The sequence below is a fragment of the Rickettsia philipii str. 364D genome (assembly GCF_000283995.1).
GTDB classification, from domain to species: Bacteria; Pseudomonadota; Alphaproteobacteria; order Rickettsiales; family Rickettsiaceae; genus Rickettsia; species Rickettsia rickettsii.
The window spans coordinates 1,099,977-1,126,304 of the sequence record NC_016930.1; the positions used below are offsets into that span (position 1 = coordinate 1,099,977).

Sequence of the window (26,328 nt, forward strand, 5' to 3'; positions counted from 1 at the left end):
AAATCATCATTGCGAGCGACTGTAAGGAGCGTGGCAACCTCATGAAACAGTAGATTTCTTGCATAACCTCCTTCTAAAGATAATTTGTACTTCAATCCGGTACTCACATCCGTTTCCTGTAAATTCCTCTTTATAAGATAGGTTATGCAAGAAGTCTAGTACAAAATGATTGCCACGTCAAGACTTTGTCTCTCCTCGCAATGACGAAAAAACGAAACATTACAGCATAACAATCATCTTTCTCAAATCTTTCCATATATTAATTTATTTTAACTTTATCTTGACAAAAACATTAACATACTTTAGAAACCACGTTTCATTAATTAAAGGAGTAACATTATGGCATCTATATTAAATATAAATTTTAAATGCGTTATGCCTATATTTAGCAATGAAATAGTAAGCCGTTTACCGGGTAATGTAAACCACATCATTCATAAATTAAGCAGTACTATATTTTCATCAGTATATAGTACTATTGAAGGAGCTTTTAAAAAAGGTTATATAGTGGATAATACACAGTGTAATTGGAAAAACATTGAACAATCTTTCAATGAGTCCCCAAATGATTTTTCAATACTATACCAAGAGTGCAACAATGGTTTAAATATTCCAATACATAATGTTTTTATCGATGCTGAAAATAATCCTCATATACTTTTACAACAAGCCGTAACACCTCATCAAAACGGTACGGTTAGTATTCTTAGTCAACTTTATAAAGTAATGAATGATTATATATTCTCTCAAGGCAATATTACCGAAACTAGCGGAGCTGATTTCTTAGGTTTAAATGAATGCACTAAAGAAGAAGCTATGAGTGCTTTACAAAACTATAACGCTTATAAAGAAACTTTAATCCCTCGTGAATCGTTTATAAATACTCTTGAAAATACTCTAAATCACTTAGGTCTCTCTTTAGATAATGTCTCTCCTACAGCACTAGGTCAAAATATTTTAGATCAACTCGGTAAAGCTTACACTGACCCTACTACTACAGAAAGACCTAACAATGATACAAATGACGGTGGATATAGCAGCGGTGCTTATATAGCTGGAATAGCATTAGGAACATTAGCTGTAGGTACGATCTTAGGGTATTGCATTAAATATGGATGGGATTGGTATAAGGGAAGAAATATAAAAAATGAAAATTTAGATTTAGTAATGAAGAATAAAGAATTAGCATTTGTAGAACTACTATATGAAAATTTTAAGCAGAATGCAGTTATATTCGATGAAGTTATAAAAATAAATAATTTAAATGATATTATAAAACTAGCAAAATCTATTAAGGAATATGAATTCTCAATACTACCACTAACTAATTTAAATAATGAAATTGTAAAATTAAATTCCCCATCCGCTATAGCAATAAACTTAGATGATTCAAGCGGAATATTGCATGAAATATGTAAGAGTCTTGGCGGTGATGATAGTTTTCAGACTATCAGCAACTTTGCACGCTTAATAACAATTATACGAACAGCAAATCCCAAGTCTGAAGAATATAAAGAAAGCATTATAGAAATATTTGAGATATTTAATCCTTGTTACACAGAGATTGACTATCAAAATTGCGAAATGCCGTTATTAGCCGATGTATCCACCATATAACTCCTTAGGTATAGAAACATAGAACGTTGTTAGTACCATAACAAACCATAATTGACTTTTTGAAAGTTATATATAAAATGATGCTTAGAGTAGCAAAGTGCTATTTCGGGGTGTCGAAACCTCTGCCAAAAGTGAGAACATTTCTTACAAAACTGATGCAATCCTCGACTTCACGGTCGGGATTATAATAGTTATGTCCAAGGTTTAAAGCTTAAGCTTAGAACCTAAAGGTTATTATGGCTATCGTTGATGGTTTTCTTACTCCCCCGACCGCCAAGAGTTTATTTCTCTTCGGTGGTTGAAACTTAAGCAGTTTAAGTTTAATTAATCGGGAACAAATATGTCTGACCACAATACTAAAACCATCTCAAGACTCATCATAGCATTTATTTTAAATGAAAATAAAAAAATCTAAGAGCCGAGATAGCAGATTTACTAGAAAGACCTATAACAAAAAGCTATATCGAAAGAATAGAACAACGTTTAACAGAATGAGAAAAAATATTTAGTAATGATTTATAACCTTGAAAATATCATCATCTCATTTTATTAACTACCTACTATAAAAATAAGCACTAAGATCATTATTAACCATTATGGTAAATAGTGCAAAAATAGCAAAAGACGGTAAGGTTTCTATACCAGTTTCATCATATTAATGTAGAGAGGTAGATGCTTTAAAAGGAGGAAGAACATACATAATCACACACGCCAATATTAGCATGATTATTCCTAGAATAATAGCTACTATATTAAAATTGCATTTATAAAAGTAATATTAACCTCCTTAATTAATTCGTGAGCAAATGAAGGTGGTAGTTGTTGAGCAAGAATTATTCCTTCACCGATTGAGTCATGAGCTATTTCTGCAATTGATACAGAAACACCGTGAGGCATTACTAAATTGTTACTATATATATAAAGACGTAATACTCACAATAACAGCTATACCTAATTCATATGCTGTTTCTTGTAATGCTGCTGCACCTCCAGATCTCTCTGCCGGTACTGCATGCATCATAACTGTTACGGTGTAGAGAGGCATAGACTACTTCCTATACCACGCAATCCAAGATATATAATATAGTATTCGATAATAAATCTCTATAGTCTAATATACTAGGTACAATCAATTATATAGTAGTAAAGATAAGCCTACTAAACATTATTACACGTGCGATAAATCGTGTGAATAAATATGGCATAACTAAAGATGCAATTAAAGCAAAAACTGCTGCAGGCAACATATAAAGACCTGCATACAAAGGACTTAACCCTTTGATAAACTGTAACCATAAGGACATAAGATACATTATGGATCCTAAGACACACGTAATCAACAAATAAACTATTACTCCTATACTAAAATTGCTAATTAAGAATAAATGCATATCCACTAACGGATCATCACTTTTAAGTTGGCATAACGTAAGGTAAATATTATTAGTAACACAATGCCAATTAATAGCATTCAGCCGGATGCTATATTCATAATACCGTATTTAGCCAACATCTTAATGCCTTGAACTAAAGCTGCCATCCCAAAAAACGATTGAAATACTCCTATCCAATCCCATGGGTTCATTACTAGGATTAGATGATTTAGGAATCCAAACTATACCAAAAGCAATAATTACTAATGCAATAGGTGCATTTTTATTAAAAAATGCAAATTGCCAACTTAAAAGCTCAACCAATACTCCTCCTAGTACTGGTCCTATAGCTGCTCCTACGGTTGCCATTATTCCCCACACGGATATTGCGATCATACGTTCATGTGTATTATAAAGTGGAAGGCATCATCACTGATCCTCCTAACCCAAGTAAAGCACGACATAATACTAATCCCCATGAGCTATCAAATACATAAACTAACATTGAAGCGATGGAAAAAACTAAAAGCCCCCAAAGTAATAATCTTTTACGACCAAATCTATCTCCTAATGCACCTGCGGTAATGAGAAGACCTGATAATACTAATGCATATGCATTGATTATCCATAATTGTTATAAATTAGATGGTTTTAAATCAAGGATTATAGTAGGCATAACAGCATACAAGACTGTAGCATCCATCGATACCAAAAGTAAGCAAATGCTTAAAATAATTAAAATATGCCATCTAAATTTATAAGATATAGATGATGAATTATCTTTAGCGATATATTCAGTTTGCAGAAATTATGGTACCATATGTGATAAGTTATTTAATAAGGGTTTTACTAAATCTATCTTTTTCGAGAACTATGGGACTGTTAACAAGTAATTTAATTAGCTTTAAAATTTCTTTTGTTAATAGTCCTAGGTTAATTCAGTTGGTAACATAGTAAGCAAGTCCAAATCAATTAACCATAACACAAGTAAATTTAACATCTAAGCATCACCTATTATGGAAGTCAAGATTTAATCTTACAAGCACAATAACATAAATAAAATTTGATTTTTCTTTCTCAAGCTTATATTTTAATTGGTAAGTTTATAATATGGAAATTTATGTCAAATACAGATAAGGAAAGAGCCATTGCCGCAGCACTCGCACAAATTGAAAAAAGCTACGGTAAAGGTTCGGTAATGAAACTAGGGCAGCGTCCGCATGTTGATATAGAGGCCGTATCGACCGGCTCACTTGGGCTAGATATAGCTCTTGGAATCGGCGGTGTTCCCAAAGGTAGAATCATCGAAATTTTTGGTCCTGAAAGCTCAGGTAAAACCACTCTAACATTGCATTTAATTGCAGAAGCTCAAAAAAAGGGTGGTACATGTGCTTTTATTGATGCCGAGCATGCATTAGACCCTGCTTATGCTAAAAAATTAGGCGTAAATATTGATGAGCTTATTATTTCACAGCCCGATACAGGTGAACAAGCCCTAGAAATTGCCGATACGTTAATTCGCTCCAGCGGTATTGATATGATAATAATAGATAGTGTTGCGGCTTTAGTACCGAAATCAGAGATTGAGGGCGAAATGGGTGATGCTCAAATGGCTTCTCAAGCAAGGTTAATGAGCCAGGCTTTGCGTAAACTTACTGCATCAATTAATCGCACCAATTGTATTACTGTTTTCATCAATCAAATCAGAATGAAAATAGGTGTGATGTTCGGTAGTCCTGAAACTACGACAGGCGGTAATGCCTTAAAATTCTATGCTTCTGTTAGGATCGATATAAGAAGAATCGGCTCCATTAAAGACAAAGAAGAAGTAATAGGCAGCCAAACCAAAGTAAAAGTAGTCAAAAACAAAGTAGCTCCTCCATTTAAAACTGCAGATTTTGATATAATGTACGGTTCAGGTATTTCAAAAGAAGGCGAGATAATCGACCTTGGAGTTAAGCTTGATATTGTTGAGAAATCCGGCTCTTGGTTTTCCTACAAGAACGTACGCATAGGTCAAGGGCGTGAAAACGTCAAACAATATTTAAAAGAACATCCACAAATTTCCAACGAAATTGAGAAAATAATACGTGAAAAATCGTCAAAAATTACTAATATAAATCTTGATCAAACGGAGGAAGCAAATGATTGATTTAACAGGTAAAACTTCCTTAATTACGGGAGCTTCAGGAGGCATAGGCGGAGCTATAGCGAGGTTACTGCACAAACTCGGAAGCCATGTAATTATTAGCGGTAGTAATGAGGAAAAATTAAAATCCCTTGGAAAGGTTGTAAAAGATAATTATACGATAGAAGTGTGTAATCTTGCCGATAAGGAAGAATGTAGCAATTTAATATCTAAAGCATCAAAGTTAGATATTTTAGTATGTAATGCCGGTATTACTAGCGATACGCTAGCAATTAGAATGAAAGATGAAGATTTTGACAAAGTTATTGATATTAATTTAAAAGCAAATTTTATTTTAAATCGTGAAGCAATAAAAAAAATGATACAAAACAGGTATGGACGTATTATTAACATCTCTTCAATAGTAGGAATTTCAGGTAACCCCGGGCAGGCTAATTATTGTGCTTCTAAAGCAGGTTTAATAGGTATGACCAAATCACTCTCTTACGAAGTTGCAACCAGAGGCATTACGGTTAACACAGTAGCTCCAGGATTTATTAAATCAGATATGACCGATAAACTAAATGAAAAACAAAGAGAAGCTATAGTACAAAAAATTCCGCTAGGCACTTACGGTATGCCGGAAGACGTGGCAAACGCAGTTGCATTTTTAGCAAGCGATCAGGCATCATATATTACCGGTCAAACTATACATGTAAACGGCGGTATGTTAATGGTATAAAAATTAATAAGATTATTTTGTGCTAGCATAAAATAATTTTTTGTGCTAGAAGTTCTTTTAAAGATAAAATGTGATGAATATTTTAAATAAATATTCATACAGTTAAAATAAAGTCTAATAGCTGAATCACCGCTATTATACAGCATATAAAATTAAATGATTTATGGAGTTCAAAATTATGAGTACAACGGATAAGATCGAACAGAAAGTTATTGAAATGGTTGCTGAAAAGCTCAATAAAGATAAATCGATAATAACTACGGATTCAAGATTTATAGAAGATTTGAAAGCTGATAGCCTTGATACCGTAGAGTTAATGATGGCAATAGAAGTTGAATACGGTATTGATATCCCTGATGATGAAGCCACTAAAATTAAAACCGTATCCGATGTTATACAATATATCAAAGAACGCCAATCTTAATCTGCATAACAAATCCCTAATAGATAATTAAAAATGTCGAATCAAAGAGTAAATAAAAGAGTAGTTATTACCGGACTTGGACTTGTTACTCCTGTTGGGCTTAATGTTAACTCGTCTTGGAAAAATATTGTAGATGGAGTAAGCGGTATAAAAACTATTACAGAATTTGACACTTCTAAACTTGCGTGTAAAATTGCCGGACTTATAGATAACTCTGAGCAAGATGGATTTAAACTTGAAAATTTCACACAAGCAGATGACATTAATAGACTAAGTAAAATGGATAAATTTATCCATTACGGAGTAGCAGCCGCAACCGAAGCAGTTGAAGATAGCGGCTGGTTACCCGACGATGAAAAATCTCGTGATAGAACCGGCTTGATATTAGGTTCAGGAATCGGCGGGCTTAAAATGATCGAAGATACCTCTATCAAACTTTATCAAGAAAATAACGGCAAAGTTAGTCCTTTCTTTATCCCCGCTTCATTAATTAATCTTTTATCCGGTCTTGTTTCTATAAAATACGGTTTTAGCGGTCCAAACCAAACGGCAGTAACAGCTTGCGCTACAGGGGCACATGCTATAGGCGATGCTATGCGTATGATAAAGCACGGCTATGCCGATGTTATGATAGCAGGCGGTGCGGAAGCTCCAGTTACACCTGTCGGAGTTGCAGGTTTCGTTGCTGCTAGAGCATTATGTACTAAATATAACGATAATCCTAAAAAAGCCTCAAGACCTTGGGATAAAGACCGCAGCGGCTTTGTTATGGGTGAAGGAGCAGGCGTTGTAGTCTTAGAAGAATATGAGCATGCCTTAAATCGAGGGGCTAAAGTTTACGGTGAAGTTATAGGATACGGCTCTACAGGTGACGCCTATCATATGACAGCTCCACATCCTGAAGGTAGAGGAGCTTATAGAGCGATGAGAGACGCAATGCTAGATGCAACTATCACGCCCGATATGATTGATTATATTAATGCACACGGTACTTCTACTACACTTGGTGATGGAATAGAATTAGCAGCCGTACAAAAATTATTTTTAGAAGCGAATCCCAAAGTTTTAATGTCTTCTACTAAATCATCAATAGGACATTTGCTTGGTGCAGCAGGAAGTGTTGAGTTTATCTTTTCAGCTCTTGCCATTAGAGACCAGATTGCACCGCCAACCTTAAACTTAGATACCCCTATGGATGAGGTGAATATGGATTTAGTTGCACTGAAAGCTAAGAAAACTAAGATAGATTACGTGCTTTCCAACTCGTTCGGATTCGGTGGTACTAATGCTAGTTTAGTGATTAAGAGTATACTCGTTTAATTTAAAAAATTGGCACAAAGTCCTATAAGCACTGTACTCACGTATTAAGTATACGTTCCGCTCCTCGTCTTATGGACTCCTTGTGCTTTTCCAAATTAAACTTCGTTTACCAACCTTTAACTTAAAGTCATTCCTGCGAAAGCAGGAATCCAGTAAAACATATAAAAACTTATTTTTATATGTTTATTCTATCAAATATGTAATTTTGTACCAATATTAAGGTTATTTTTCTAGATTCCTGCTTTCGCAGGAATGACATAAAAACTAGCCAATAATCAACTATGACCCCAATTTATTACATTAAAGACGGTAACTTAAGTTTTGCGGATAAAGTAATTTTATCTGATTTAGAGCTTTATTTGTACACAGGTGATAAGATTTGTCTTATAGGACGTAACGGCTGCGGGAAATCAAGCTTAATGAAAGTCATATCAGGTGATTATGAGTTAGATAACGGTGCATTATTTCAAGATCCTTTAGTTACAACCGGTTATTTAAGACAAGATATTTCTATAAAAACTCATCTAACTGTTTATGATTTTGTCTTACAACAAACAGATAGTACAAAAGAAATAGATAAATACCAAATCGATATAATTCTAGAAAAATTACAAATCAACGGAACAGATAATTTATCCACCTATTCAGGCGGTCAACTGAGCAGAGCAAGCCTTGCTAAAGCTTTAATATTAGAGCCGGAAATATTACTACTTGATGAACCAACTAACCATCTAGATATTGCAACAATCGAATGGTTAGAAGAATTTGTTAAATCTTATAACGGTGCTATTATTTGCGTTAGTCATGATAGAACATTCCTCTCAAATGTTACTAATAAAATTTGGTGGCTTGATAGAGGAATTTTACGTACATCCGATAAAGGATTTAAATTTTTTGATGAATGGCAAACAATTATCATAGACCAAGAAGAAGCCGCTCTTCGGAAATTAAATAAAAAATTATCTCAAGAAAATGAATGGTTAAATGCCGGTGTTACTGCTAGACGTAAACGAAATCAAAAGAGACTTGCGGATTTGAAAGCTTTAAGAGCAATAACACAAGAACAGACTGCAAAACTAGCTAGTTCAACACAAAGAGTTAGGGCAGAGCTTGCCGAAAATATAGCTAAAAGTAAATTCATTATTGAAGCAGATAATATTACTTTTAGTTATAAAAATACTAAAATTATTGATAATTTTAGCTTTCGTGTAAAAAACGGCGAGAAAATTGGTATAATCGGTGCAAATGGCTCAGGCAAATCTACCTTTATCAAACTACTAACAAAACAGCTTACCCCTGAAAGCGGCAAAATTATATATGGCGGTAATTTAGATATTTCATATTTTGATCAACATAGAGAAAAACTAGAGCCTAATCATACATTACAACAAACTTTATGTCCTACAGGCGGTGATCAAGTATTTTTGCCACACGGTAAAACCATGCATGTTGCCGGTTATTTAAAACAATTCATGTTTAATCCTAAACTACTTAATGCAAAAACCGCTATTTTATCAGGCGGTGAAGCTAATAGATTATTACTTGCAAAAATTCTAATGAACCCTGGCAATCTGTTAATTTTAGATGAACCGACTAATGACCTCGATATGGATAGTCTGGAAATTTTACTAGATATACTTACAGATTATTCAGGTACTTTAATAGTCGTGAGCCATGATCGTGACTTTTTAGATAGGTTAGTTACTAGAACTTTAGTTTTCGCTCAAAGTAAAATTCATGATTTAACAGGAGGTTATGAAGATTATAAGCAGTATTTTACTACCTCTCCTATAGCCAAAAAAGCTTCAAAACCACTACCACTAACTGCTCACAAAGAACCTCTAAATAAAAAGCTATCTTATAAATATCAGCGTTTGCTTGAAACATTGCCCAACTATATTGAAAAGCTAGAAATATCCATCAAACACTTAGAAAAAGAACTTGAAGACGTTAATCTATATTTAGATAATCCTCAAAAATATAACCGCATTACTAGCCAACTAATTAATGATCAAAACAAACTAGACGAGTTATTAAATCAATGGCTAGAAATATAAGATTAATTTTTATTAAAATTTTCTTGACTTAATTATTAACTTTTGTTAACGTTTTTTAGCGTTAATATTAAAGATGATGAGCATGTCTGATATAACAGCTACATTAAAATATAAATTCGATAATTTAAAAGAGCATCTTAACAATGCTTATTCTCGCTCTCAAATAGAAATAATTCTAGGAGAATTGAGTAGTTTACAAAGCGAAGCAGCTTCATATGGCTTGAATTTTGACATATCCAATCTAAAAGAGACTGCTGAAACTAAGCTCAAGCACTATGAAGTAGAACAATCTATTGAGAAAGCTAGGGTTCAAGAAGAAGAATTTCTAAAATCACAAAGAGCAAGAAAACTTGCCGAAGAAGAAAAAGAAATCGCACAAAGAGTTGCTGCACTTAATAATTTGCATAATGAATTTATAAGAAATATTACTAAAGATTCTAAAAGAATTGAAGAAAGTAATAAGCGTTTAGATAAGATAATAAATAAACTAGAAAAGGAAAACATTATTGATCATGAAGAGTTAAATCGTGAAATATTAACTCATGAAGAAATATTTAAACTAAATCAAGCGTATAAAGTATTACATAAAAACCATAAAAAAATAACTGAAGAACACAAACAAGCACATACAGAATTAAATGAATTAAATAAAACAATAACGAATTTATCACAACAATTACAAGAAAAAGGCTTAGCACCAAAAAAAGTTAACGAATTAAAAGGAGAATTAGAATTTCACCAAGAAATGTTAAAAATACATAAGGCATATGTAGAGAAGATTGAAAATAGTAAAAAAATATTAGATCAAGAAATTATTAAACATGAAAAAGAACACAACATAAATAAAGATAAAATAAAGAAATTAGGAAGTGATATTAAAGCGCGTTATAAAAAAGAACCAGAAAAATATTTAGATGCATATGAAAAATATTTAGTTCTAAAACATCAGCATAAAGCAATTAAGACAGACGGCGTTGTAAAAGATATAGAGCATCATAATAAAGTACTAAATAAAATTAACGTGGATAAAACTAAATCTTTAGCTAAAAAATCAGAGAACAAACACAAGTAAAAGATACTAATACTGGGAGTTTATCTCCTACTCGTACTCCTAATATTAAAGTTACAAATAATAAAACGAGGGGAATTTAACTAAATTAGTAATTATTATGTCTAAATTTAAACATTTAACTCCTGAACAAAAAAAAGCAGCTTTAGAAGCTGCAAAAGTACAATTTGAAGAACAACAGCAAAAACATAACGCAATATTTAAAGAAGCTATGCAAGCGAGTAGTCAAGTCCATCAATATAATCAAGATTTAGGTAATTGTGTGGATAATGCTTCCAAAGATATCAAACTTGCCGGTAAAGCTTCTAAAGGCGTATGTGAAATAATATAACATTCTAAAAGCTGTAACTATATAGTTGCAGCTTTTGTATCATTTTGAATTAAGCTCGAAAGACCTATTGCCTGTATTTTTTCTGACAATTTAAAGCTAATCTCACCTGGAAATATTACATTAATTTGATCAAGTTTTAAATCTTCTAAAGATATTTGCATTGATTTTGTAATGCTCGGTGTATTTGTATATTTAATTTCAAACCCCAAACGTTTCCCATTTTTAAAAATTAAAAGATCTATTTCCGCTCCATTATGAGATGACCAAAAATAACATTCTTCGGGTTCGGCTTTATAATATCTAACAATTTGTTCTAAGGCAAATCCTTCCCATGATGCACCTATTTTAGGATGGGTGCTTAAAGCTTCATAATTATTTAAGCCTAATAAAGCGTGATATATTCCACTATCTCTAAAAAAGATTTTTGGAGTCTTAACTTGTCTTTTTTTAAGGTTTTCATACCAAGGCTGCAAAATACGGATCATAAAAGTTCCCTCTAAAATATCTAAATAATGCTTTGCGGTATGATATGAGATAGATAAAGAATTTCCAAGTTCTGAAGCATTCAATATATTAGCGTGATAATGGCAAAGCATTAACCAAAACCTACGTAACTGCAGAGACGGAATTGTAAAACCTAAATTTGGTATATCTCTTTCTAAAAATGTTTTAATGTAATTCTGACGCCATAAAGCACTTAACTCTTCATCATCTGCAAGATATGATAAAGGAAATCCGCCGCGTATCCATAATTGCTGAGTACCTGACACTTCAGATAAGGTAAACGGTGTCATTTCAATATAACCTATTCTACCTGCTAGTGTTTCAGAACCTTGTTTAATTAAGTCTCTTGATGCACTGCCTAGTACTAAAAATTTAATATCAGTTGTATCAACAAGAACTCTTAAAATAGGGAATAGATTCGGTTTATACTGAATTTCATCAATAATAACAAATCCTTTTAGATCAGACAAAGCAAGCATCGGTTCATTTAATCTTGCTAAATCTAAAGGATTTTCAAGATCAAAAATATTGATTTTAGGAATATTATAAGCTTCTACGAATTGTTTAGAAAGTGTAGTTTTTCCGCACTGCCTTGGTCCTAACAAGGCACAAACTTTATGAGTTTTAAAATGTTTTATTATTGATGAAAGGAATTGTTGTCTAAACATTTAAATTAGTACTATGAAAATTAGAAACATAACGTCTAATGCTCAGTATAGAAAGAAAAAACGACAAAGTCAAAACGCTTTGTCTCGTGCTGCAACTATAATCGCATGTATTTTTTTAAGCGTCCGGTCAAAGTCATCGTTAGTAACTACATAATCATACTCATTAGCATGTGATATTTCGTTTTGTGCCGACTGCATACGTAATTTTATTGCTTCTTCATTATCGGTCGCTCTATTTCTTAAGCGTTGTTCCAATACTTCAATATTAGGAGGCAATACAAATATAGCAACAACATTAGTAGCATTTTTCTTAATACTCCGTGCTCCTTGCCAATCAATATCAAACAAAACATCCAAGCCTTGATTTAATAACATTTCGACATATTCTTTAGGCGTACCGTAATAATTATCGTATATTTTAGCATATTCAAGGAATTTATTCTGCTTAACTAATTCTTCAAACTCTAGACCGGTCTTAAAGTAATAGTTTATGCCCTCTACTTCTCCTAAACGTGGTTTTCTTGTAGTTGCCGAAATAGATAAACGCAAATTATTATCTATTTTCAATAATGCTTTAGCTAAACTCGACTTACCTGTACCTGAAGGGGAAGATAAAATTATAATCAGTCCTTTAGAGTTCCTCGAAAGTTCTACTTCTAGAGGTAATTTAGACATCGCTGCGGTGCTACGTTCCATGTCTCCTTTAAATTCCTCTCTATAAGCGCATTTCTGAAGAACCCTTTTATTTTTTGTTGTCATATTTTATGTTTTATTTCGTAGGTACAGCATATTTCAGAAAGATTTAGACAAGATGAATTTAAATGCAAACCTGCGAAAAGCAGTAGGTAAACTACGTGCGTGAGTACAGGCGAGTCATGCAAAATTCGCTTGTATCAAGCTTTATGAATTATTCTGTACTTTTCTTTTTATTACCTCATCCATAGTACAATTAAAATATTTTGCTATTTTTAAAATAGTATCTATTTCAGGGTTGAATTCACGATTAGCTTCCGCTCTCATAATTCTGCTAACAGTAGTATAAGGGATATTAGTGACTTCGGCAAGATATTTACGATCTATCTTTTCTTGTTTTAATTTTTCTTCTAAAAATTCTTTTACTTTAGTAGCAAGTGCCATATTAATAACCTCTGAATAAATAAAGGATAGATATATACAAAGTGTGTCGAGTATTACCAGCCTTGTTACATGGATCGAAAAGCCTACTCAATGTCATTCCCGCGTAGGCAAAAACCTAGTAAAACCATATAAAAACAAGTTTTTATATGGTTATTTTATCAAATATATAACTTCTGTAGCAATATTGAAGTTATTTTGCTGAATCCCCACCTACACGGGAAAACTTTGTTGCTAGTATTTTTTATTGTTATTTGGCCCCCCGTGGTCAAGCCACGGGGTGACACACCGGGGATTGTACCGATCTATGCAACAATGCCTACGCGGTAATGACATAGAGTACAAACAAAACAGAAATTACTCCTTAGGCAATAATACTTGTACAAATTCCGTTTTAGATAGATCAGCTGCTACGTTTACCATAACATCATGTTCTGTCACTTTAGACACATAGCCCACTAAAATACCTGCAGGATAAATATTACCGTATCCAGAGGTTACTATCTCCTCATCTTGCTGTACTAAATGATTGTTAGGCAAGTATAAAATTTTACTATTATTATTATTACCTGCTAAAATACCTTGTTCTCTTGAAGAATTAGCTTTAATAGGTATTCTAGAATTAACATCGCTAATTAACATTACTTTCGCATAATTATTACTCACTTCTATTACTTTTCCTACTAATTTTCCTGCATTAACAACGATTTGATCAGGTTCAATGCCTTGCTTTTTACCTGCAGAAATCAAAGCAGTTCTAGAAAAGGGATTAAAGGAAACACTCAGTAATTTAGTAGTAATATATTCAAATTCTTCTTCCTCAGCAATCGTTAACAAATCTTTTAATGCAATGTTTTCGGCTCTTACCAATTCTACTTCACTTTGTAAATGTTGTAATCTTGCTATCTCAAGTTTAAGTTCTATATTTTTTCGTTCTAAATCTTGAAAATAAACAAATTTTTGTGTTATTGAATTTATATATTCAAATATATCTTCATACACTGCTAAACCGATTGATACTATACTACCGGTTACTTCAAGTGATATACTAGATATTTTTTTAGGTGTAGCAAAAAATAAATATACAGACAATCCAAGCCCAAATATAACAAAAAAACGCTTAAGAGTATTTGATATTATTCTTATTAATTCTAATGAATTTGAAGAATTTTTTACTCTATTTGCAAGTATTGCCATTTTTAATCCTGTTTAAATAGTACATGTTTTAGCTTTGTAAAATCTTCAAGTACTTTTCCTGTTCCAAGTGCCACACAAGAGAGGGCATCATCTGCAACTATTACTGGCAATTTAGTGGCTTCACTAAGAACAAAATCAAGATTTCGTAATAATGAGCCGCCGCCTGTTAAAACAATTCCCTTATCAACTATATCTGAAGATAATTCAGGAGGTGTTGCTTCTAGTGCTACTTTTACCGCTTCAACAATTTGACTTACCGGTTCAATTAGACTATCAGCAATTTGTCTTTCGTTCAATATCATTTCTTTAGGAATACCGTAAATTAAATCACGTCCTTTAATTTCCATCTTTCTCGGCTCAGCGTTTTCATCTACATAAGCCGTACCTATTTCTTGCTTTATCTTTTCGGCAGTAGCCTCACCTATCAATAGGTTATAGTGCCTTCTTATATATGAGATAATAGCTTCATCCATCTTATCACCGCCGACTCTTACCGACCTTGCATATACTATGCCCCCTAGTGACAAAACTGCAACTTCGGTAGTGCCTCCTCCAATATCAACAATCATTGAACCGGTTGCTTCCGTTACGGGTAGCCCTGCCCCGATCGCTGCCGCCATAGGTTCTTCAATTAAATAGACATCCCTACCCCCTGCACTTTCTGCTGCTTCTTGGATAGCACGACGCTCAACCGGCGTAGAACCGGAAGGCACACAAATAACAATTGTCGGCCCAAAAAAAGAGCGACGATTATGTACCATTCTAATAAAATACTTTATCATTTCCTCTGCACCCTTAAAATCGGCAATAACACCATCTTTTAAAGGTCTTTTTGCTTCAATATCCGTAGGAGTACGCCCAAGCATCATTTTTGCTTCATGACCATAAGCATAAGGCACAAAAGCACCGTCTTTTTTTATTAACGCAATAACAGAAGGTTCCCTTAGAACAATTCCACAATTTTTTTGATAGACAATAGTATTTGCCGTACCAAGATCTATGGCCATACCGGAAGAAAACCCTTCCAAAAATTTCATTATCATTTTATTTTTTCTCTCTAAATTCTAAAAACACTTCTATAGAACTGTTAACAAAATAAACAGTCCCATAGTAAATAAAAATTTAATATAGACTAAGTTTAATTTGGAAAAGAGCAAGAAGCCTCGGAATTTTTGACCGCAGCGTAGAATACTAAGTGAGGATCAACAATGAGAAGCGACAATGCCAATTTTTCAAATTAAACTTCGTCTATATTAAATTTCTTTATAATGTAACATAATAAAGTTACTAATAAAAAATATTAGCATACTAGGTAATAAAATAGCAGCAATTAAAGACAAATTATTATAAGTAAGTATTTTTAATAATATTTCTGATAACGAATATGCTATAAAACCTGAAAATAAACCTAATAGCAGTATTTTTTCTTGGGAATTATCACGCTGTTTAAGACTAATAAAACAACTTGCTAAAATTACGGTTGCCACCATCATTATAGGTTTAAATAATTGCTTGTAATAATAAATTTGATAATTAATAGCCGGTAAACCTGAATTTAATAATTCATTAATTAATTTAGGTAAAGCCCAAATAGAAACCATTTCAGGACGAATAAATTTATTTACTAAACTATTAATTGATAAATTTGTCTGCATAGTTAAATTATTGTAAGCCTTAGTTTCTTCTGTTGTGAAAACCTTAACTCTATTTAAATGTAACATTTTATTTTCAATAATACCGTATAATGCATCAATTCTCTTTAAAAAAGAATTATTATGATCAACAAATAAAATTGTAATATTATTTAATTTTTTCTCGGCAACATTAATAAATTGTGTTTGGATAATTTGAGTTTCATCATTTAAAGATTCAAAAAATAATAAGCCTGATTTAGATATTATACCCTCACTCAAGGCTTTTTTAGTTAGTTTTGCTTCTAATAACTCATATTTTTGTAAGCCTATAGTACTGATAGGATTCAATATAGTCGTAAAAACTATACCTAACATTAAAGTTACAATACATGGAATAACAAGCACTTGCCAAATATGAATACCGCTAGATAACATAGCCGTTAATTCATTATTTTTTGTTAGATTTCTAAGAAAAAATAACATAGCGGTAAAACTAATTAATGAAGATACTTGACCTAGTAAATAAGGAATCTTATATAAGATAAGTCTCAAAACAAAACTAAAAGGAACATAAATATTTTTGAATTTTTGTAAAAGATCAAAAACATTTGAGATAATTAATAGCCCGATTAAAAGAAATAATATAATAAAGAAACACTTAGAATATAATTTAGTAAGATACCAAGAAAGTGTTTTTAGATTAATCATTATAAATTCAGTGCTAATGCGAATTTAAATAAGAATTTGTGTGGTGGGGCTGGTAGGACTTGAACCTACGACCACACCGTTATGAGCGGCGTGCTCTAACCAACTGAGCTACAGCCCCTTTTCATTTGAAATTTATATAATTATTATGCAGTTAAGTCTAGTAAAATTTTTATATTTTTGAGGTATCGCCTAAAAAACAGGGCAATATGATTCAGTGTTTTCATCATTGTGAGGAATTACAAAGTAATTGACAAAGCAATCTCAGGAGTTTGTTTTTATTTCATGAGATTGCCACACAGCCTATGGCTTGCAATGACGGTTTGGTATCCACGCATCAACGTTTCGCAATAATAACATCAAGTTATAAATAAAAAAAAGGCCGAGTAGTAAACTCGACCTTTTAGGATACTATAATTAGTAAATAATTTTAGTGGTGTACAACTGTTACAGCTCTACGATTATAGGCAAAAGCTTCTTCAGTATTACCCATCATAGCAGGTCTATCTTTACCATAAGAGATTGTATTTAATCTGTTATGATCGATTCCTTTATGAGCTAAGAATTTTTTCGCTGCTGCTGCTCTTCTTTCACCTAAACCTAAGTTATATTCTTTGGTACCTCTTTCATCGCAATGTCCTTCAACAGTAACTTTTACTTCAGGATGCTTTGATAACCAGCAAGCTTGTCTCTCTAGTTCTTCTTTAGCCTTTGGTGATAAATCAGAGCTATCAAAAGCAAACCATACTGCATTTCCTGCATGCTTCTCGAAATCTTTCATTAATGAAGTTTCTTCACTTTGGTTCATATTACCGTCAAATTGCGGTGCTCTTTTTGTTGTATTACACCCTGCAAGCACACATAATGCAAGAAAAGCTAATGTAATTTTTGTTTTCATAATTAAACTCCTTGAGATTATAATTTATTAATATTGAATTCATTTTAGCTAGTCATAAAACTAAACTAACCAAAAGCTATGTGAGTTAGTATATATCATTATTTTATTAGTTTAAAGGCTAAAATATTATAAAATGCAATTACTCATGTATAAATGTGGTAAAAATATCATTTAATACAAGTATATACTTTGGATAAATAGATAGATGCAGTTTAATGAGGAAAAGAGGAATCGATTTTGAAGCTTATAACCGCAGCGTATATATAATATGTGAGAATTATAAACAAATAAGTAGTGTTGCCAATTTTTCAAATAGACATCTTCAGAAACTCGCTTATAGAGAGGAATTTGAAGGAGACACGGCACGCAGAACCGCAGCGTACATAGAGGTACGTGAGGATTCGAGTACAGGATCAACGTACACATTACCTCTAGTAGTAGAGTTTCCGAAGATGTCTAATAAAACGAGTATATTCACCATCTAATGAATGCACTGCCCCAAGTAAGACCTGCACCGATAGCTGAAAATAGTAGAATATCACCTTTTTTTATTTTGCCTGATGCTTTGAGAGTACTCAAAGCAAGCGGAATAGAAGCAGCAGAGCAGTTAGCATGTTTGTCTACGGTTTTCACTACTTTATGCTCTTCTATATTTAATAGTTCAGCGAGTTTATTTATAATACGGATATTTGCTTGATGAGGTATAAAATAATCAATATCGCTTACACTGAATTGATTAGCATGCAGTAAATCTTTTATAGATTGTTGCATTTTTTCTATTGCATGACGAAATAATTTTTGCCCCTGCATAACTATTTTGCCACTAATACCGTTCATACTTACACCACCGTTTGTGTATAATATTTCATCATAATCAGCACCGCTTGAGAAGATATTACTATCTATTAAACCGGAATCATCACTACTACGCTGTAATATTACGCTACCGGCCCCATCACCGAATAAAACGCAAGTAGTCCTATCATTCCAATCTAATAACGACGTCATTTTCTCGGCTCCTATAAGCAAAATAGTTTTATATTTATCTGATGAGATAAGAGAATTTGCTACTTGTAAACCATAAACAAAGCCGGCACATACTGCTTGTAAATCAAAAGACGGTATATTAGTTAAACCAAGATAACCTTGAAGCTTAGAGGCAACCGAAGGGAAGCTATTATCGGGAGTAGTAGTACATGTAATAATTAAATCAATATCATTTACCGATATCCCTGCATCTGCTATAGCTTTTTCAGCTGATTTTAAAGCAAGATGGGAAGTATATTCTGTATCACCTGCTATATGACGCTGCGTAATACCTGTTCTTGTTCTAATCCATTCATCGTTAGTATCTACGAATTTTGCAAGCTCATCATTACTAACTATTTTTGAAGGAAGATACCCGCCGCAACCAATAATTTTACAGGTCATAAATCTTTTAGGCTACTTCTTCTTCAGTTTTAATTTTCTTTGTTACTACTAGACGATTATTATAAGTACCGTCGACTAAAGAAACGTGATGCGGAAGCTTATATTCACCGGTTTGCGAATCAACTATTACGTTAACTTTGCCAAGTGCTAAGTGCGAACGTCTCATATTACGTCTTGATTTTGATGTTTTTTTCTTTGGAACTGCCATTATTAGCCTCTCTAAATATAAATTAAAAAGTATTTGTCAAATTAGTGAAGCAGTATATTATAATCTTGTAATAAAATCTAGATAAAATTAAACTTATGAAAATTTTTATAACATACATTTTTAGTATATTAGCCTTTTTTTCCTTAAGCGGCTGCAAAACTATCGAAAATAGAGGGCACTCTATAGATGATTCGGCACTTGTAAAATTAGAGTCTAAAAAACTAAATAAAACAGAAGTCGTAGAGTTAATAGGTACGCCTACTATAGTACCGGAATATTCCCAAAATACCTGGTATTATGTTGAAAGAGTTATGTCTCAAAGAGCTTGGCTCAATCCAAAAATTGAAAAGCAGAAGATAGTAAAAATTACGTTTGATGCTAATAATTTTATGCAGGAAGTAGTAGTAATAGATGATTCTCATAGACAAGATATAGAAATAGTCCATGAATATACTAGGACATATGGAACAGAACTTAACGGACTACAAAAATTTGTTAAAAATTTAGGTAGATTCAATAAAACCATTGACGGAAATAAAAACAAAAGCAAAAATAAGAAAAAGAGATAAGTACCTTAGTCATCATTGCAAGATGGCTTATCTGTGTAGATACCTAATCGTCATTGCGAGCCATAGGCTGCGTGGCAATCTCATGAAATAACAACAAACTCCTGAGATTGCTTCGTCAATTACTTACGTAATTTCCTCGCAATGACGATTTGATACTCATGCAGGCGTAACACCAACACCCATAAAACAAAAAACTATCTAATATGATTTCGATATTTAGTAAATTAAAACAAAGTTTATCTAAAACTTCTAATAAAATATCGGAAGGTATCGACAAAATATTTTACAAGAAAAAATTAGATGCAGAAACTCTAGAAGCGCTAGAAGAGCTACTTATCTCAAGTGATATGAGTGTTTTGGTAGTAACTAATATTATTGAAGAATTTAAAAAGGTAAAATTTGACAAAGAAATAGATAGTGATACAGTAAAAGAAGCCCTTGCTAAATTAATAGAGCAGCAGCTATCAAAATCAGAAATTCCTTTTACTTTAAGCGAAAATAAATTAAACGTAATTTTAGTTTGCGGTGTTAACGGAGCAGGTAAAACCACGACTATAGGTAAGCTTGCTGCAATGTACTCGGTACAAGGTAAAAAAGTAGCAGTTGCAGCCTGCGATACTTTTAGAGCAGCTGCCGTAAATCAGCTAAGTACTTGGGCAGATAGAGCAAATGCACTACTTATTACCGGTGAAGAATCGGCTGACCCCGCAAGTGTTGCTTATCGCGGGATGGAAGAATCGATAAAACAAAATATCGATATACTTTTTATCGATACAGCAGGTAGGCTTCATAATAAGAAAAATTTGATGGATGAACTGTCTAAGATTGTAAAAGTTATAAAAAAACTAGACGAGAATGCCCCCACTCATAGCGTTTTAGTCATTGATGCTATTACCGGACAAAATACCTATAACCAAGTAGAACATTTTAATGATGCTACTAATTTGACGGGGCTTATCGTGACTAAACTAGACGGCAGTGCTAAAGCGGGCGTAATTGTCGGAGTAGTACAAAAATTTAATTTACCCTTATACTTTATCGGTATAGGTGAGAAGATAGAGGACTTAAAAATATTCAACCAACATGATTTTGCTAGAAATATAGTGGGGTTGTGAGGTTTTGCTACGTCATTGCCCGCACGAATATTGAGTCGTCATTGCGAGTAGCCGTAGGCTGCACGGTAATCTCATGAGGTAATAATAAACTCCTGAGATTGCTTCGTCAATTACTTACGTAATTTCCTCGCAATTACGATCTAATTAAAAATAAAATAATAAAATGACTCAAAAAAATACCTTATTACTCATAGACGGATACGGATTTGTTTTTAGAGCCTATTATGCACAACAGCCTTTAACTTCACCAAAAGGCGAGCCTGTCGGTGCTCTTTACGGTTTTACTTCAATGCTGCTAAAATTACTGAGCGACTTTAAGCCTAAACATGTCGCTGTAGTATTTGACAGCGGCGGGAAAAATTTTCGCCATCAGATTTATCCCGACTATAAAGCTAACCGCCCTCCACCCCCTGAAGATTTAATTGTACAATTACCTTTAGTTCGTGATGTTGCAAGTAACTTAAATTTTCCTATTCTAGAGAAGAACGGTTATGAAGCCGATGACATTATCGCAACCTTTGCTACTAAAACTGCTGCACTTGGCGAACATGTAGTCATTATCTCTTCCGATAAAGATTTATTACAGCTAATGACTGAAAACATCAAGATATATGATCCGTTAAAAGGGAAATATATTACGGAGGATGATGTGGTTAAAAAATTTGGCACTACTTCTGATAAATTACGTGAAGTAATGGCTTTAATCGGCGATAGATCGGATAATATTCCGGGTGTACCATCTATTGGACCAAAAACTGCAAGTAGTCTTATAACACAATTTGGTTCTGTAGAAAATATATTTAACTCTTTAGACCAAGTCTCAAGCGTAAAACAACGTGAAACTTTACAAAATTCAAGAGAAACGGCGTTAATTTCATGGCAGTTAATAGGGCTTAATTCTAATGTTGATTTAGATTTTCAGCTAAATAATTTAGAATGGTCACCTCCAAATAGCGATAAATTAACAGGATTTTTACAGGAATACGGTTTTAGATCTTTATATAAAAGAGTAGAAAATTTATTGGATATTAAAATTAACGACTACAAAGAGATAGCAAATAATAAAGTAACGGAAATAAAAGAAATTAATAATGCTAATGAGTTAGCAGACTTTGCTAAAGAAGCCACGAAAATAGGAATATTCGGGATATATTTATTACAGCATAAAGGAGCTAATCTTGCTTTTATTTTATCACTGCAAAACCAAAGCTATATTATTAAAATTTCAAACACTTTTCATGATCTATTTTCTTATAATACTAAAACTAATAACAACTGGTTTTCGGATATAATCTTCAATTTACTAACCGATAAATCCATAAAAAAAATTACTTACTCTCTTAAACCTCTACTTAAATTTTATGCAAACCAATCTCATGACATTACGGCTATAGAAGATTTAGAATTAATGCAGTATGCGTTATCTGCCGGTTTATCACAGAAAAATTTATTTAAAGAAGTTTTGAAAGAAACTTGGATAGAAAATATAATTATCGAATCAGCAAAAATAGTAATAAACTTTATCACACTTTATAAGCAAACTATATGGGAACTTAAAGACAACAAAACCTTTAGACTTTATAGCAACATTGATTTACCTATTTGTTTTATTTTAGATAAAATGGAGAAAGTGGGTATTACAGTAGATGCTAATTACCTAAAACAATTATCCGCTGAATTTGGAACAGAAATTCTAAAACTTGAAGAAGAAATTTTTGCTCTTAGCGGAACCAAATTTAATATTGGTTCGCCAAAACAATTAGGCGAAATCTTATTCGAAAAAATGCAATTACCTTTCGGTAAAGCTTCAGCTAAAGCAAGCTCTTACTCAACGGGAGCGGAAATACTAGAAAAACTTAGTGAGCATGGATATAATATTGCAGATTTGTTATTAAGATGGAGGCAACTAACAAAATTAAAGAATACCTACACCGATAGTTTGCCGAAACAGATAGATAATATAACACATAGAGTACATACGACATTTTTACAAACTTCTACCACTACAGGAAGAATTAGCTCACAGGAACCTAATCTACAAAATGTACCTATTCGCTCTAGTGAGGGGAATCAAATCAGACAAGCTTTTATTGCTGAAGAAGGTTATAAATTAATATCTGCCGATTATTCTCAAATTGAGCTTAGAATATTAAGCCATATCGCAAATATAGATGCACTAAAACAAGCATTTATCAATAAAGACGATATCCATACTCAAACTGCTTGTCAGATCTTTAACTTACAAAAACACGAACTAACTAGCGAACATAGGCGTAAAGCAAAAGCTATAAATTTTGGTATCATTTACGGTATAAGTGCTTTTGGGCTTGCTAAGCAATTAAACGTTACTAACGGCGAAGCATCCGCATATATCAAGAAATATTTTGCTGAATATAAAGGAGTACAAGAATATATGGAGCAAACAAAAGCTTTTGCAAGTAGCAACGGCTATGTCACAAATTGCTTTGGCAGAAAATGTTTTGTACCTCTAATTCATGATAAAAAGCTTAAACAATTCGCAGAACGTGCGGCTATTAATGCTCCGATTCAAGGAACTAATGCCGATATAATTAAAATTGCTATGATCAATCTAGATCAAGAAATAGAAAAACGTAAACTTAAAACAAGATTAGTACTGCAAATTCATGATGAATTACTATTTGAAGCACCGATTGATGAAGTAGAAATTATAACACCTATTATTAAAAAAATCATGGAAAATTCTACTAATATGGATGTACCGATTATAACCGAAATTAGAGCAGGTAATAACTGGATGGAAATTCATTGAAGGTGTATCATTCCTAGCTAAAGGCGGTGTTATTGCATGACTTGCTGTCATTCCCGCAAAAGCGGGAATCCAGCAAAATAACTTCAACATATAATACAGAATACATATTTGATAAAATAAGCATATAAAAATATATTAATATAACAGTTGAAGAATTTTAAAAGGAGCGTAATGTATGAAAAATTTTATATTTACGTCTGAGTCAGTTTCTGAAGGGCATCCGGACAAAATTGCCGATCAAATTTCAGATACAGTACTTGATGAGATGCTAAAACAAGACCCTAACGGTCGTGTTGCCTGTGAAACATTTGTAACCACCGGTCTAGTTCTAGTGAGCGGCCTAGTACCTATGTAGATATTGAGCAAATAGTACGTAGCAAGATACAAGAAATCGGCTATAATAATCCAAATTATGGATTTGACGGTAGCTGTTGTGTCGTAATTTCAGCTATCATTAACAATCACCCGATATAGCTATGGGTGTTGACAATGCAAATGACGATGAAATAGAGACCAAGGTATGGTTTTCGGTTATGCCTGTAATGAAACGGATAGTTTCATGCCCGCACCGATTTACTACGCTCATTTATTAATGACAAGGCAAGTATATTTACGTAAACAAAATATCGTGTCTTGGCTTAGACCCGATGCACAATCTCAAGTCACGTTACGATATGAAAATAACAAACCAATTGCCATTGATACAGTAGTTTTATCAACTCAGCATCATCCGGCAATACAACAAAAAGACCTTATTGAAGCAGTAATGGAAGAAATTATTAAACAGGCATTACCAAGCAATTTACTGCATAAAGACACTAAATACCTAATTAATCCGACGGGTCGGTTTTTATAGGCGGTCCCGTTGCAGATTGCGGATTTAACCTGTAGGGAATTTATCGTGGACAGCTATGGAGGAATGGCAAGACACGGCGGCGGTTGCTTTTCTGGAAAAGATCCAACAAAAATAGATAGATCGGCTGCTTACATGGCACGCTATATTGCTAAGAATATAGTAGGAGCAGGACTTACCGATCGCTGTGAAATACAAATATCCTACAATAGGCGTAGCTGCTCCCGTATCTGTTTATGCTGAAACTTGCGGTACTAGCACATTAAGCAACGAACAAATTACTAAGCTCATAACACAGCATTTTGATATGCGTCCAGGAAGAATTATTAAACATCTTAAGCTTCGCACTCCATGTTATCAAAAAACGGCTTCTTACGGTCATTTCGGCCGAGAAGACGCAAATTTTACATTGGAACAATTAGATAAAGTAGATATATTGAGGTGAGTAATTATTGACATTTATTCATAATACATGATTATTTTGATCTCTGCTTAACCAATTAGTTGAAAATATGGTTAATGTAAATAATGATAGAAAGTTCGGTAACTTAGAAAATTATGATAATCAACTTACAAATACTGCTCTAAACAAGAATAACCAAAATAAGCTGAAAGAACATTATGAAAATATCACTCAAGCCTTAAATAACATACGGAAATATGAGTATGAAGCAAAAGCAACTCAGTACTGCGAAATTCTTGACGATGCCCGTAACTATGATAAATCCACAAAAGATTATAATTTAGGCTCAGTTCATTTTATAACGGCTAAGCGTATAAAGCTTTAAATCCTGACGAAAATACAGGTAAAAAATTAGACCATTTTATGGATGGCTTAGATGAGATTTATAAGCAATCCTTTTTATGTAAATTAACTAGCTCAACTGAATTACCACCAGCAGAACAGTTAAAAAAATTTTTAGAAAAAACTACAGATGCAATATATGATAAACTGCAAAAAACCGGAGAAGCATATTTATCATATTCTAATGCTCCTACTAATACAGGATTACATACAAATGTTATAAAATATTCTAAAGAAAACGGAAAAAATTATCGTATATATATAATGCCGGTGCTGGGGTAAGAGCAGATAATTCAAAACTAAATCAAACACCAAAAGATCAATTAATACAGGAGTATTAGAAGATAAAAAATAAGAAGTTAAAACCGATAATACATTCAATAAAAATTCAGAACCTAAAAAACAAACTATCAAAAATCAATTTTATAAGTATTTAAGTAAATTAACGAGAAAATTGGGATTAAAATCCATAAGTAATTATTTTAAAGAATTAATTAAAGACCCAAATCTTGAGCAAAATATCAATTTAGAAAAAGAAGCAAAGTTAATAGCAGACAAACATCGACTAACAAAATATATGGAACTTAGCGATAATAAAAATAATAATGCAGTATTTAGCGGTAAAAAAACATCAAAGAATATTACTCAATTATATCAATTATAGATTCATTTTACTGTCAATTCAGGTATTGTCTATAAAAAGTTGACTCAAGGTTTCGATGTCATTCCTGCGAGGCATTGGCTTTGTTGCATGG

Annotated in this window: 27 protein-coding genes, 1 tRNA gene and 3 pseudogenes; 17 read left to right on the forward strand and 14 right to left on the reverse strand. The window is 32.8% G+C overall.

The window, feature by feature from the left end:
• Positions 1-339 precede the first annotated feature (339 nt).
• A pseudogene (locus RSA_RS05830) lies at positions 340-1,639 on the forward strand (DUF5460 family protein).
• Positions 1,640-2,364: 725 nt separating this feature from the next.
• Here the strand turns inward: RSA_RS05830 and RSA_RS09765 are convergent.
• The 4 genes from RSA_RS09765 to RSA_RS10110 all read right to left on the reverse strand — a co-directional run bounded on the left by RSA_RS09765 (position 2,365) and on the right by RSA_RS10110 (position 3,576).
• Complete coding sequence (locus RSA_RS09765) at positions 2,365-2,514, reverse strand: hypothetical protein (RefSeq protein WP_231284225.1); 150 nt, start codon at positions 2,512-2,514, stop codon at positions 2,365-2,367.
• Positions 2,515-2,527: 13 nt separating this feature from the next.
• On the reverse strand, positions 2,528-2,662 hold the full coding sequence (locus RSA_RS10100; protein WP_269208623.1) for a hypothetical protein: 135 nt from the start codon (positions 2,660-2,662) through the stop codon (positions 2,528-2,530).
• A 469-nt stretch (positions 2,663-3,131) separates the two neighbouring features.
• Positions 3,132-3,359, reverse strand: coding sequence for a hypothetical protein (locus RSA_RS10105; RefSeq protein WP_014365004.1), 228 nt, complete (start codon positions 3,357-3,359; stop codon positions 3,132-3,134).
• A gap of 40 nt (positions 3,360-3,399) precedes the next feature.
• The gene (locus tag RSA_RS10110) at positions 3,400-3,576 is read right to left on the reverse strand and encodes an MFS transporter (protein ID WP_269208636.1); all 177 of its coding nucleotides are present in this window, start codon (positions 3,574-3,576) and stop codon (positions 3,400-3,402) included.
• Between RSA_RS10110 and RSA_RS09775 the strand changes: the two genes are divergently transcribed.
• From RSA_RS09775 to RSA_RS05880, 8 genes and pseudogenes are all read left to right on the forward strand, one after another.
• Complete coding sequence (locus RSA_RS09775) at positions 3,503-3,751, forward strand: hypothetical protein (protein WP_014365005.1); 249 nt, start codon at positions 3,503-3,505, stop codon at positions 3,749-3,751. The two genes, RSA_RS10110 and RSA_RS09775, sit on opposite strands and share 74 nt — an antisense overlap.
• Positions 3,752-4,110: 359 nt before the next feature.
• The gene (gene recA / locus RSA_RS05850; protein WP_014365006.1) at positions 4,111-5,142 is read left to right on the forward strand and encodes a recombinase RecA; all 1,032 of its coding nucleotides are present in this window, start codon (positions 4,111-4,113) and stop codon (positions 5,140-5,142) included.
• Entirely contained in the window at positions 5,135-5,860 is a 726-nt protein-coding gene (gene fabG / locus RSA_RS05855; protein WP_012151300.1) for a 3-oxoacyl-ACP reductase FabG, read from the forward strand. Before recA ends, fabG begins: the two co-directional genes overlap by 8 nt.
• A gap of 163 nt (positions 5,861-6,023) precedes the next feature.
• Positions 6,024-6,284 (forward strand): acyl carrier protein, encoded by a 261-nt coding sequence (gene acpP, locus RSA_RS05860; RefSeq protein ID WP_012149091.1) that lies wholly within the window; start codon positions 6,024-6,026, stop codon positions 6,282-6,284.
• A gap of 33 nt (positions 6,285-6,317) precedes the next feature.
• Complete coding sequence (gene fabF / locus RSA_RS05865; RefSeq protein ID WP_014365007.1) at positions 6,318-7,604, forward strand: beta-ketoacyl-ACP synthase II; 1,287 nt, start codon at positions 6,318-6,320, stop codon at positions 7,602-7,604.
• A gap of 281 nt (positions 7,605-7,885) precedes the next feature.
• Positions 7,886-9,661 carry an ABC-F family ATP-binding cassette domain-containing protein gene (locus tag RSA_RS05870; RefSeq protein WP_014365008.1) on the forward strand — a complete coding sequence of 592 codons (1,776 nt, stop codon included), beginning with the start codon at positions 7,886-7,888 and terminating at the stop codon, positions 9,659-9,661.
• An 82-nt stretch (positions 9,662-9,743) separates the two neighbouring features.
• Positions 9,744-10,813: pseudogene (locus RSA_RS05875) on the forward strand (hypothetical protein).
• Between the two features lie 17 nt (positions 10,814-10,830).
• Positions 10,831-11,061, forward strand: a complete 231-nt coding sequence (locus tag RSA_RS05880; RefSeq protein ID WP_014365010.1) for a hypothetical protein — start codon at positions 10,831-10,833, stop codon at positions 11,059-11,061.
• A gap of 17 nt (positions 11,062-11,078) precedes the next feature.
• On the opposite strand, the gene RSA_RS05885 is transcribed toward RSA_RS05880, so the two are convergent.
• From RSA_RS05885 to pal, 8 genes are all read right to left on the reverse strand, one after another.
• Entirely contained in the window at positions 11,079-12,233 is a 1,155-nt protein-coding gene (locus RSA_RS05885; RefSeq protein WP_014365011.1) for an ATP-binding protein, read from the reverse strand.
• A gap of 69 nt (positions 12,234-12,302) precedes the next feature.
• A complete protein-coding gene (gene gmk, locus RSA_RS05890) occupies positions 12,303-12,992 on the reverse strand; it encodes a guanylate kinase (RefSeq protein WP_014365012.1) in 690 nt (229 codons plus the stop codon).
• Positions 12,993-13,133: 141 nt separating this feature from the next.
• Positions 13,134-13,370 carry a helix-turn-helix domain-containing protein gene (locus RSA_RS05895; RefSeq protein ID WP_004997409.1) on the reverse strand — a complete coding sequence of 79 codons (237 nt, stop codon included), beginning with the start codon at positions 13,368-13,370 and terminating at the stop codon, positions 13,134-13,136.
• A 354-nt stretch (positions 13,371-13,724) separates the two neighbouring features.
• Positions 13,725-14,564, reverse strand: coding sequence for a rod shape-determining protein MreC (gene mreC / locus RSA_RS05900; RefSeq protein ID WP_012151309.1), 840 nt, complete (start codon positions 14,562-14,564; stop codon positions 13,725-13,727).
• Positions 14,565-14,566: 2 nt separating this feature from the next.
• Positions 14,567-15,607 (reverse strand): rod shape-determining protein, encoded by a 1,041-nt coding sequence (locus RSA_RS05905; RefSeq protein WP_010977764.1) that lies wholly within the window; start codon positions 15,605-15,607, stop codon positions 14,567-14,569.
• 210 nt (positions 15,608-15,817) lie between these two features.
• The gene (locus RSA_RS05910; RefSeq protein WP_014365013.1) at positions 15,818-16,906 is read right to left on the reverse strand and encodes an LptF/LptG family permease; all 1,089 of its coding nucleotides are present in this window, start codon (positions 16,904-16,906) and stop codon (positions 15,818-15,820) included.
• A 41-nt stretch (positions 16,907-16,947) separates the two neighbouring features.
• A tRNA-Ile gene (locus RSA_RS05915) sits at positions 16,948-17,024 on the reverse strand.
• 309 nt (positions 17,025-17,333) lie between these two features.
• Positions 17,334-17,801, reverse strand: coding sequence for a peptidoglycan-associated lipoprotein Pal (gene pal, locus RSA_RS05920; RefSeq protein ID WP_014365014.1), 468 nt, complete (start codon positions 17,799-17,801; stop codon positions 17,334-17,336).
• Positions 17,802-18,016: 215 nt separating this feature from the next.
• Between pal and RSA_RS05925 the strand changes: the two genes are divergently transcribed.
• Positions 18,017-18,286: a palindromic element RPE1 domain-containing protein gene (locus tag RSA_RS05925; RefSeq protein WP_014365015.1), complete on the forward strand. Its 270-nt coding sequence runs from the start codon at positions 18,017-18,019 to the stop codon at positions 18,284-18,286.
• On the opposite strand, the gene RSA_RS05930 is transcribed toward RSA_RS05925, so the two are convergent.
• Together RSA_RS05930 and rpmF are read right to left on the reverse strand one after the other, a co-directional pair.
• Positions 18,276-19,232: a beta-ketoacyl-ACP synthase III gene (locus RSA_RS05930; protein WP_010977768.1), complete on the reverse strand. Its 957-nt coding sequence runs from the start codon at positions 19,230-19,232 to the stop codon at positions 18,276-18,278. The two genes, RSA_RS05925 and RSA_RS05930, sit on opposite strands and share 11 nt — an antisense overlap.
• A gap of 7 nt (positions 19,233-19,239) precedes the next feature.
• Entirely contained in the window at positions 19,240-19,440 is a 201-nt protein-coding gene (rpmF, locus tag RSA_RS05935; protein ID WP_004997395.1) for a 50S ribosomal protein L32, read from the reverse strand.
• A 95-nt stretch (positions 19,441-19,535) separates the two neighbouring features.
• Between rpmF and RSA_RS05940 the strand changes: the two genes are divergently transcribed.
• The 7 genes and pseudogenes from RSA_RS05940 (at position 19,536) to RSA_RS05980 (ending at position 26,237) form a co-directional block, all read left to right on the forward strand.
• The gene (locus tag RSA_RS05940; protein WP_014365016.1) at positions 19,536-20,009 is read left to right on the forward strand and encodes an outer membrane protein assembly factor BamE; all 474 of its coding nucleotides are present in this window, start codon (positions 19,536-19,538) and stop codon (positions 20,007-20,009) included.
• 203 nt (positions 20,010-20,212) lie between these two features.
• On the forward strand, positions 20,213-21,124 hold the full coding sequence (gene ftsY / locus RSA_RS05945; protein WP_014365017.1) for a signal recognition particle-docking protein FtsY: 912 nt from the start codon (positions 20,213-20,215) through the stop codon (positions 21,122-21,124).
• A gap of 163 nt (positions 21,125-21,287) precedes the next feature.
• A complete protein-coding gene (gene polA / locus RSA_RS05950) occupies positions 21,288-23,915 on the forward strand; it encodes a DNA polymerase I (RefSeq protein WP_014365018.1) in 2,628 nt (875 codons plus the stop codon).
• Positions 23,916-24,090: 175 nt separating this feature from the next.
• A pseudogene (gene metK / locus RSA_RS08655) lies at positions 24,091-25,213 on the forward strand (methionine adenosyltransferase).
• A gap of 67 nt (positions 25,214-25,280) precedes the next feature.
• A complete protein-coding gene (locus RSA_RS05970; RefSeq protein ID WP_014363280.1) occupies positions 25,281-25,556 on the forward strand; it encodes a hypothetical protein in 276 nt (91 codons plus the stop codon).
• Between the two features lie 38 nt (positions 25,557-25,594).
• The gene (locus tag RSA_RS05975; protein ID WP_014365021.1) at positions 25,595-25,855 is read left to right on the forward strand and encodes a hypothetical protein; all 261 of its coding nucleotides are present in this window, start codon (positions 25,595-25,597) and stop codon (positions 25,853-25,855) included.
• 172 nt (positions 25,856-26,027) lie between these two features.
• Positions 26,028-26,237 carry a hypothetical protein gene (locus RSA_RS05980; protein ID WP_014365022.1) on the forward strand — a complete coding sequence of 70 codons (210 nt, stop codon included), beginning with the start codon at positions 26,028-26,030 and terminating at the stop codon, positions 26,235-26,237.
• The last annotated feature ends 91 nt before the right edge of the window (positions 26,238-26,328 follow it).

Excerpts from the sequence above, each read along its gene's own strand:
- RSA_RS05940 (WP_014365016.1), top strand. The coding sequence starts at position 19,536 with ATGAAAATTTTTATAACATACATTTTTAGTATATTAGCCTTTTTTTCC.
- RSA_RS05970 (WP_014363280.1), top strand. The coding sequence starts at position 25,281 with ATGGTTAATGTAAATAATGATAGAAAGTTCGGTAACTTAGAAAATTAT.
- polA (WP_014365018.1), top strand. The coding sequence starts at position 21,288 with ATGACTCAAAAAAATACCTTATTACTCATAGACGGATACGGATTTGTT.
- RSA_RS05925 (WP_014365015.1), top strand. The coding sequence starts at position 18,017 with ATGAGGAAAAGAGGAATCGATTTTGAAGCTTATAACCGCAGCGTATAT.
- RSA_RS05885 (WP_014365011.1), bottom strand. The coding sequence starts at position 12,233 with ATGTTTAGACAACAATTCCTTTCATCAATAATAAAACATTTTAAAACT.
- RSA_RS05975 (WP_014365021.1), top strand. The coding sequence starts at position 25,595 with ATGGATGGCTTAGATGAGATTTATAAGCAATCCTTTTTATGTAAATTA.
- pal (WP_014365014.1), bottom strand. The coding sequence starts at position 17,801 with ATGAAAACAAAAATTACATTAGCTTTTCTTGCATTATGTGTGCTTGCA.
- RSA_RS05930 (WP_010977768.1), bottom strand. The coding sequence starts at position 19,232 with ATGACCTGTAAAATTATTGGTTGCGGCGGGTATCTTCCTTCAAAAATA.
- RSA_RS10100 (WP_269208623.1), bottom strand. The coding sequence starts at position 2,662 with ATGCCTCTCTACACCGTAACAGTTATGATGCATGCAGTACCGGCAGAG.
- rpmF (WP_004997395.1), bottom strand. The coding sequence starts at position 19,440 with ATGGCAGTTCCAAAGAAAAAAACATCAAAATCAAGACGTAATATGAGA.
- mreC (WP_012151309.1), bottom strand. The coding sequence starts at position 14,564 with ATGGCAATACTTGCAAATAGAGTAAAAAATTCTTCAAATTCATTAGAA.
- fabF (WP_014365007.1), top strand. The coding sequence starts at position 6,318 with ATGTCGAATCAAAGAGTAAATAAAAGAGTAGTTATTACCGGACTTGGA.
- gmk (WP_014365012.1), bottom strand. The coding sequence starts at position 12,992 with ATGACAACAAAAAATAAAAGGGTTCTTCAGAAATGCGCTTATAGAGAG.
- fabG (WP_012151300.1), top strand. The coding sequence starts at position 5,135 with ATGATTGATTTAACAGGTAAAACTTCCTTAATTACGGGAGCTTCAGGA.
- RSA_RS05905 (WP_010977764.1), bottom strand. The coding sequence starts at position 15,607 with ATGATAATGAAATTTTTGGAAGGGTTTTCTTCCGGTATGGCCATAGAT.
- ftsY (WP_014365017.1), top strand. The coding sequence starts at position 20,213 with ATGATTTCGATATTTAGTAAATTAAAACAAAGTTTATCTAAAACTTCT.
- RSA_RS09765 (WP_231284225.1), bottom strand. The coding sequence starts at position 2,514 with ATGCCTCACGGTGTTTCTGTATCAATTGCAGAAATAGCTCATGACTCA.
- acpP (WP_012149091.1), top strand. The coding sequence starts at position 6,024 with ATGGAGTTCAAAATTATGAGTACAACGGATAAGATCGAACAGAAAGTT.
- RSA_RS05895 (WP_004997409.1), bottom strand. The coding sequence starts at position 13,370 with ATGGCACTTGCTACTAAAGTAAAAGAATTTTTAGAAGAAAAATTAAAA.
- RSA_RS05880 (WP_014365010.1), top strand. The coding sequence starts at position 10,831 with ATGTCTAAATTTAAACATTTAACTCCTGAACAAAAAAAAGCAGCTTTA.
- recA (WP_014365006.1), top strand. The coding sequence starts at position 4,111 with ATGTCAAATACAGATAAGGAAAGAGCCATTGCCGCAGCACTCGCACAA.
- RSA_RS05870 (WP_014365008.1), top strand. The coding sequence starts at position 7,886 with ATGACCCCAATTTATTACATTAAAGACGGTAACTTAAGTTTTGCGGAT.
- RSA_RS05910 (WP_014365013.1), bottom strand. The coding sequence starts at position 16,906 with ATGATTAATCTAAAAACACTTTCTTGGTATCTTACTAAATTATATTCT.
- RSA_RS10105 (WP_014365004.1), bottom strand. The coding sequence starts at position 3,359 with ATGGCAACCGTAGGAGCAGCTATAGGACCAGTACTAGGAGGAGTATTG.
- RSA_RS09775 (WP_014365005.1), top strand. The coding sequence starts at position 3,503 with ATGGAAAAAACTAAAAGCCCCCAAAGTAATAATCTTTTACGACCAAAT.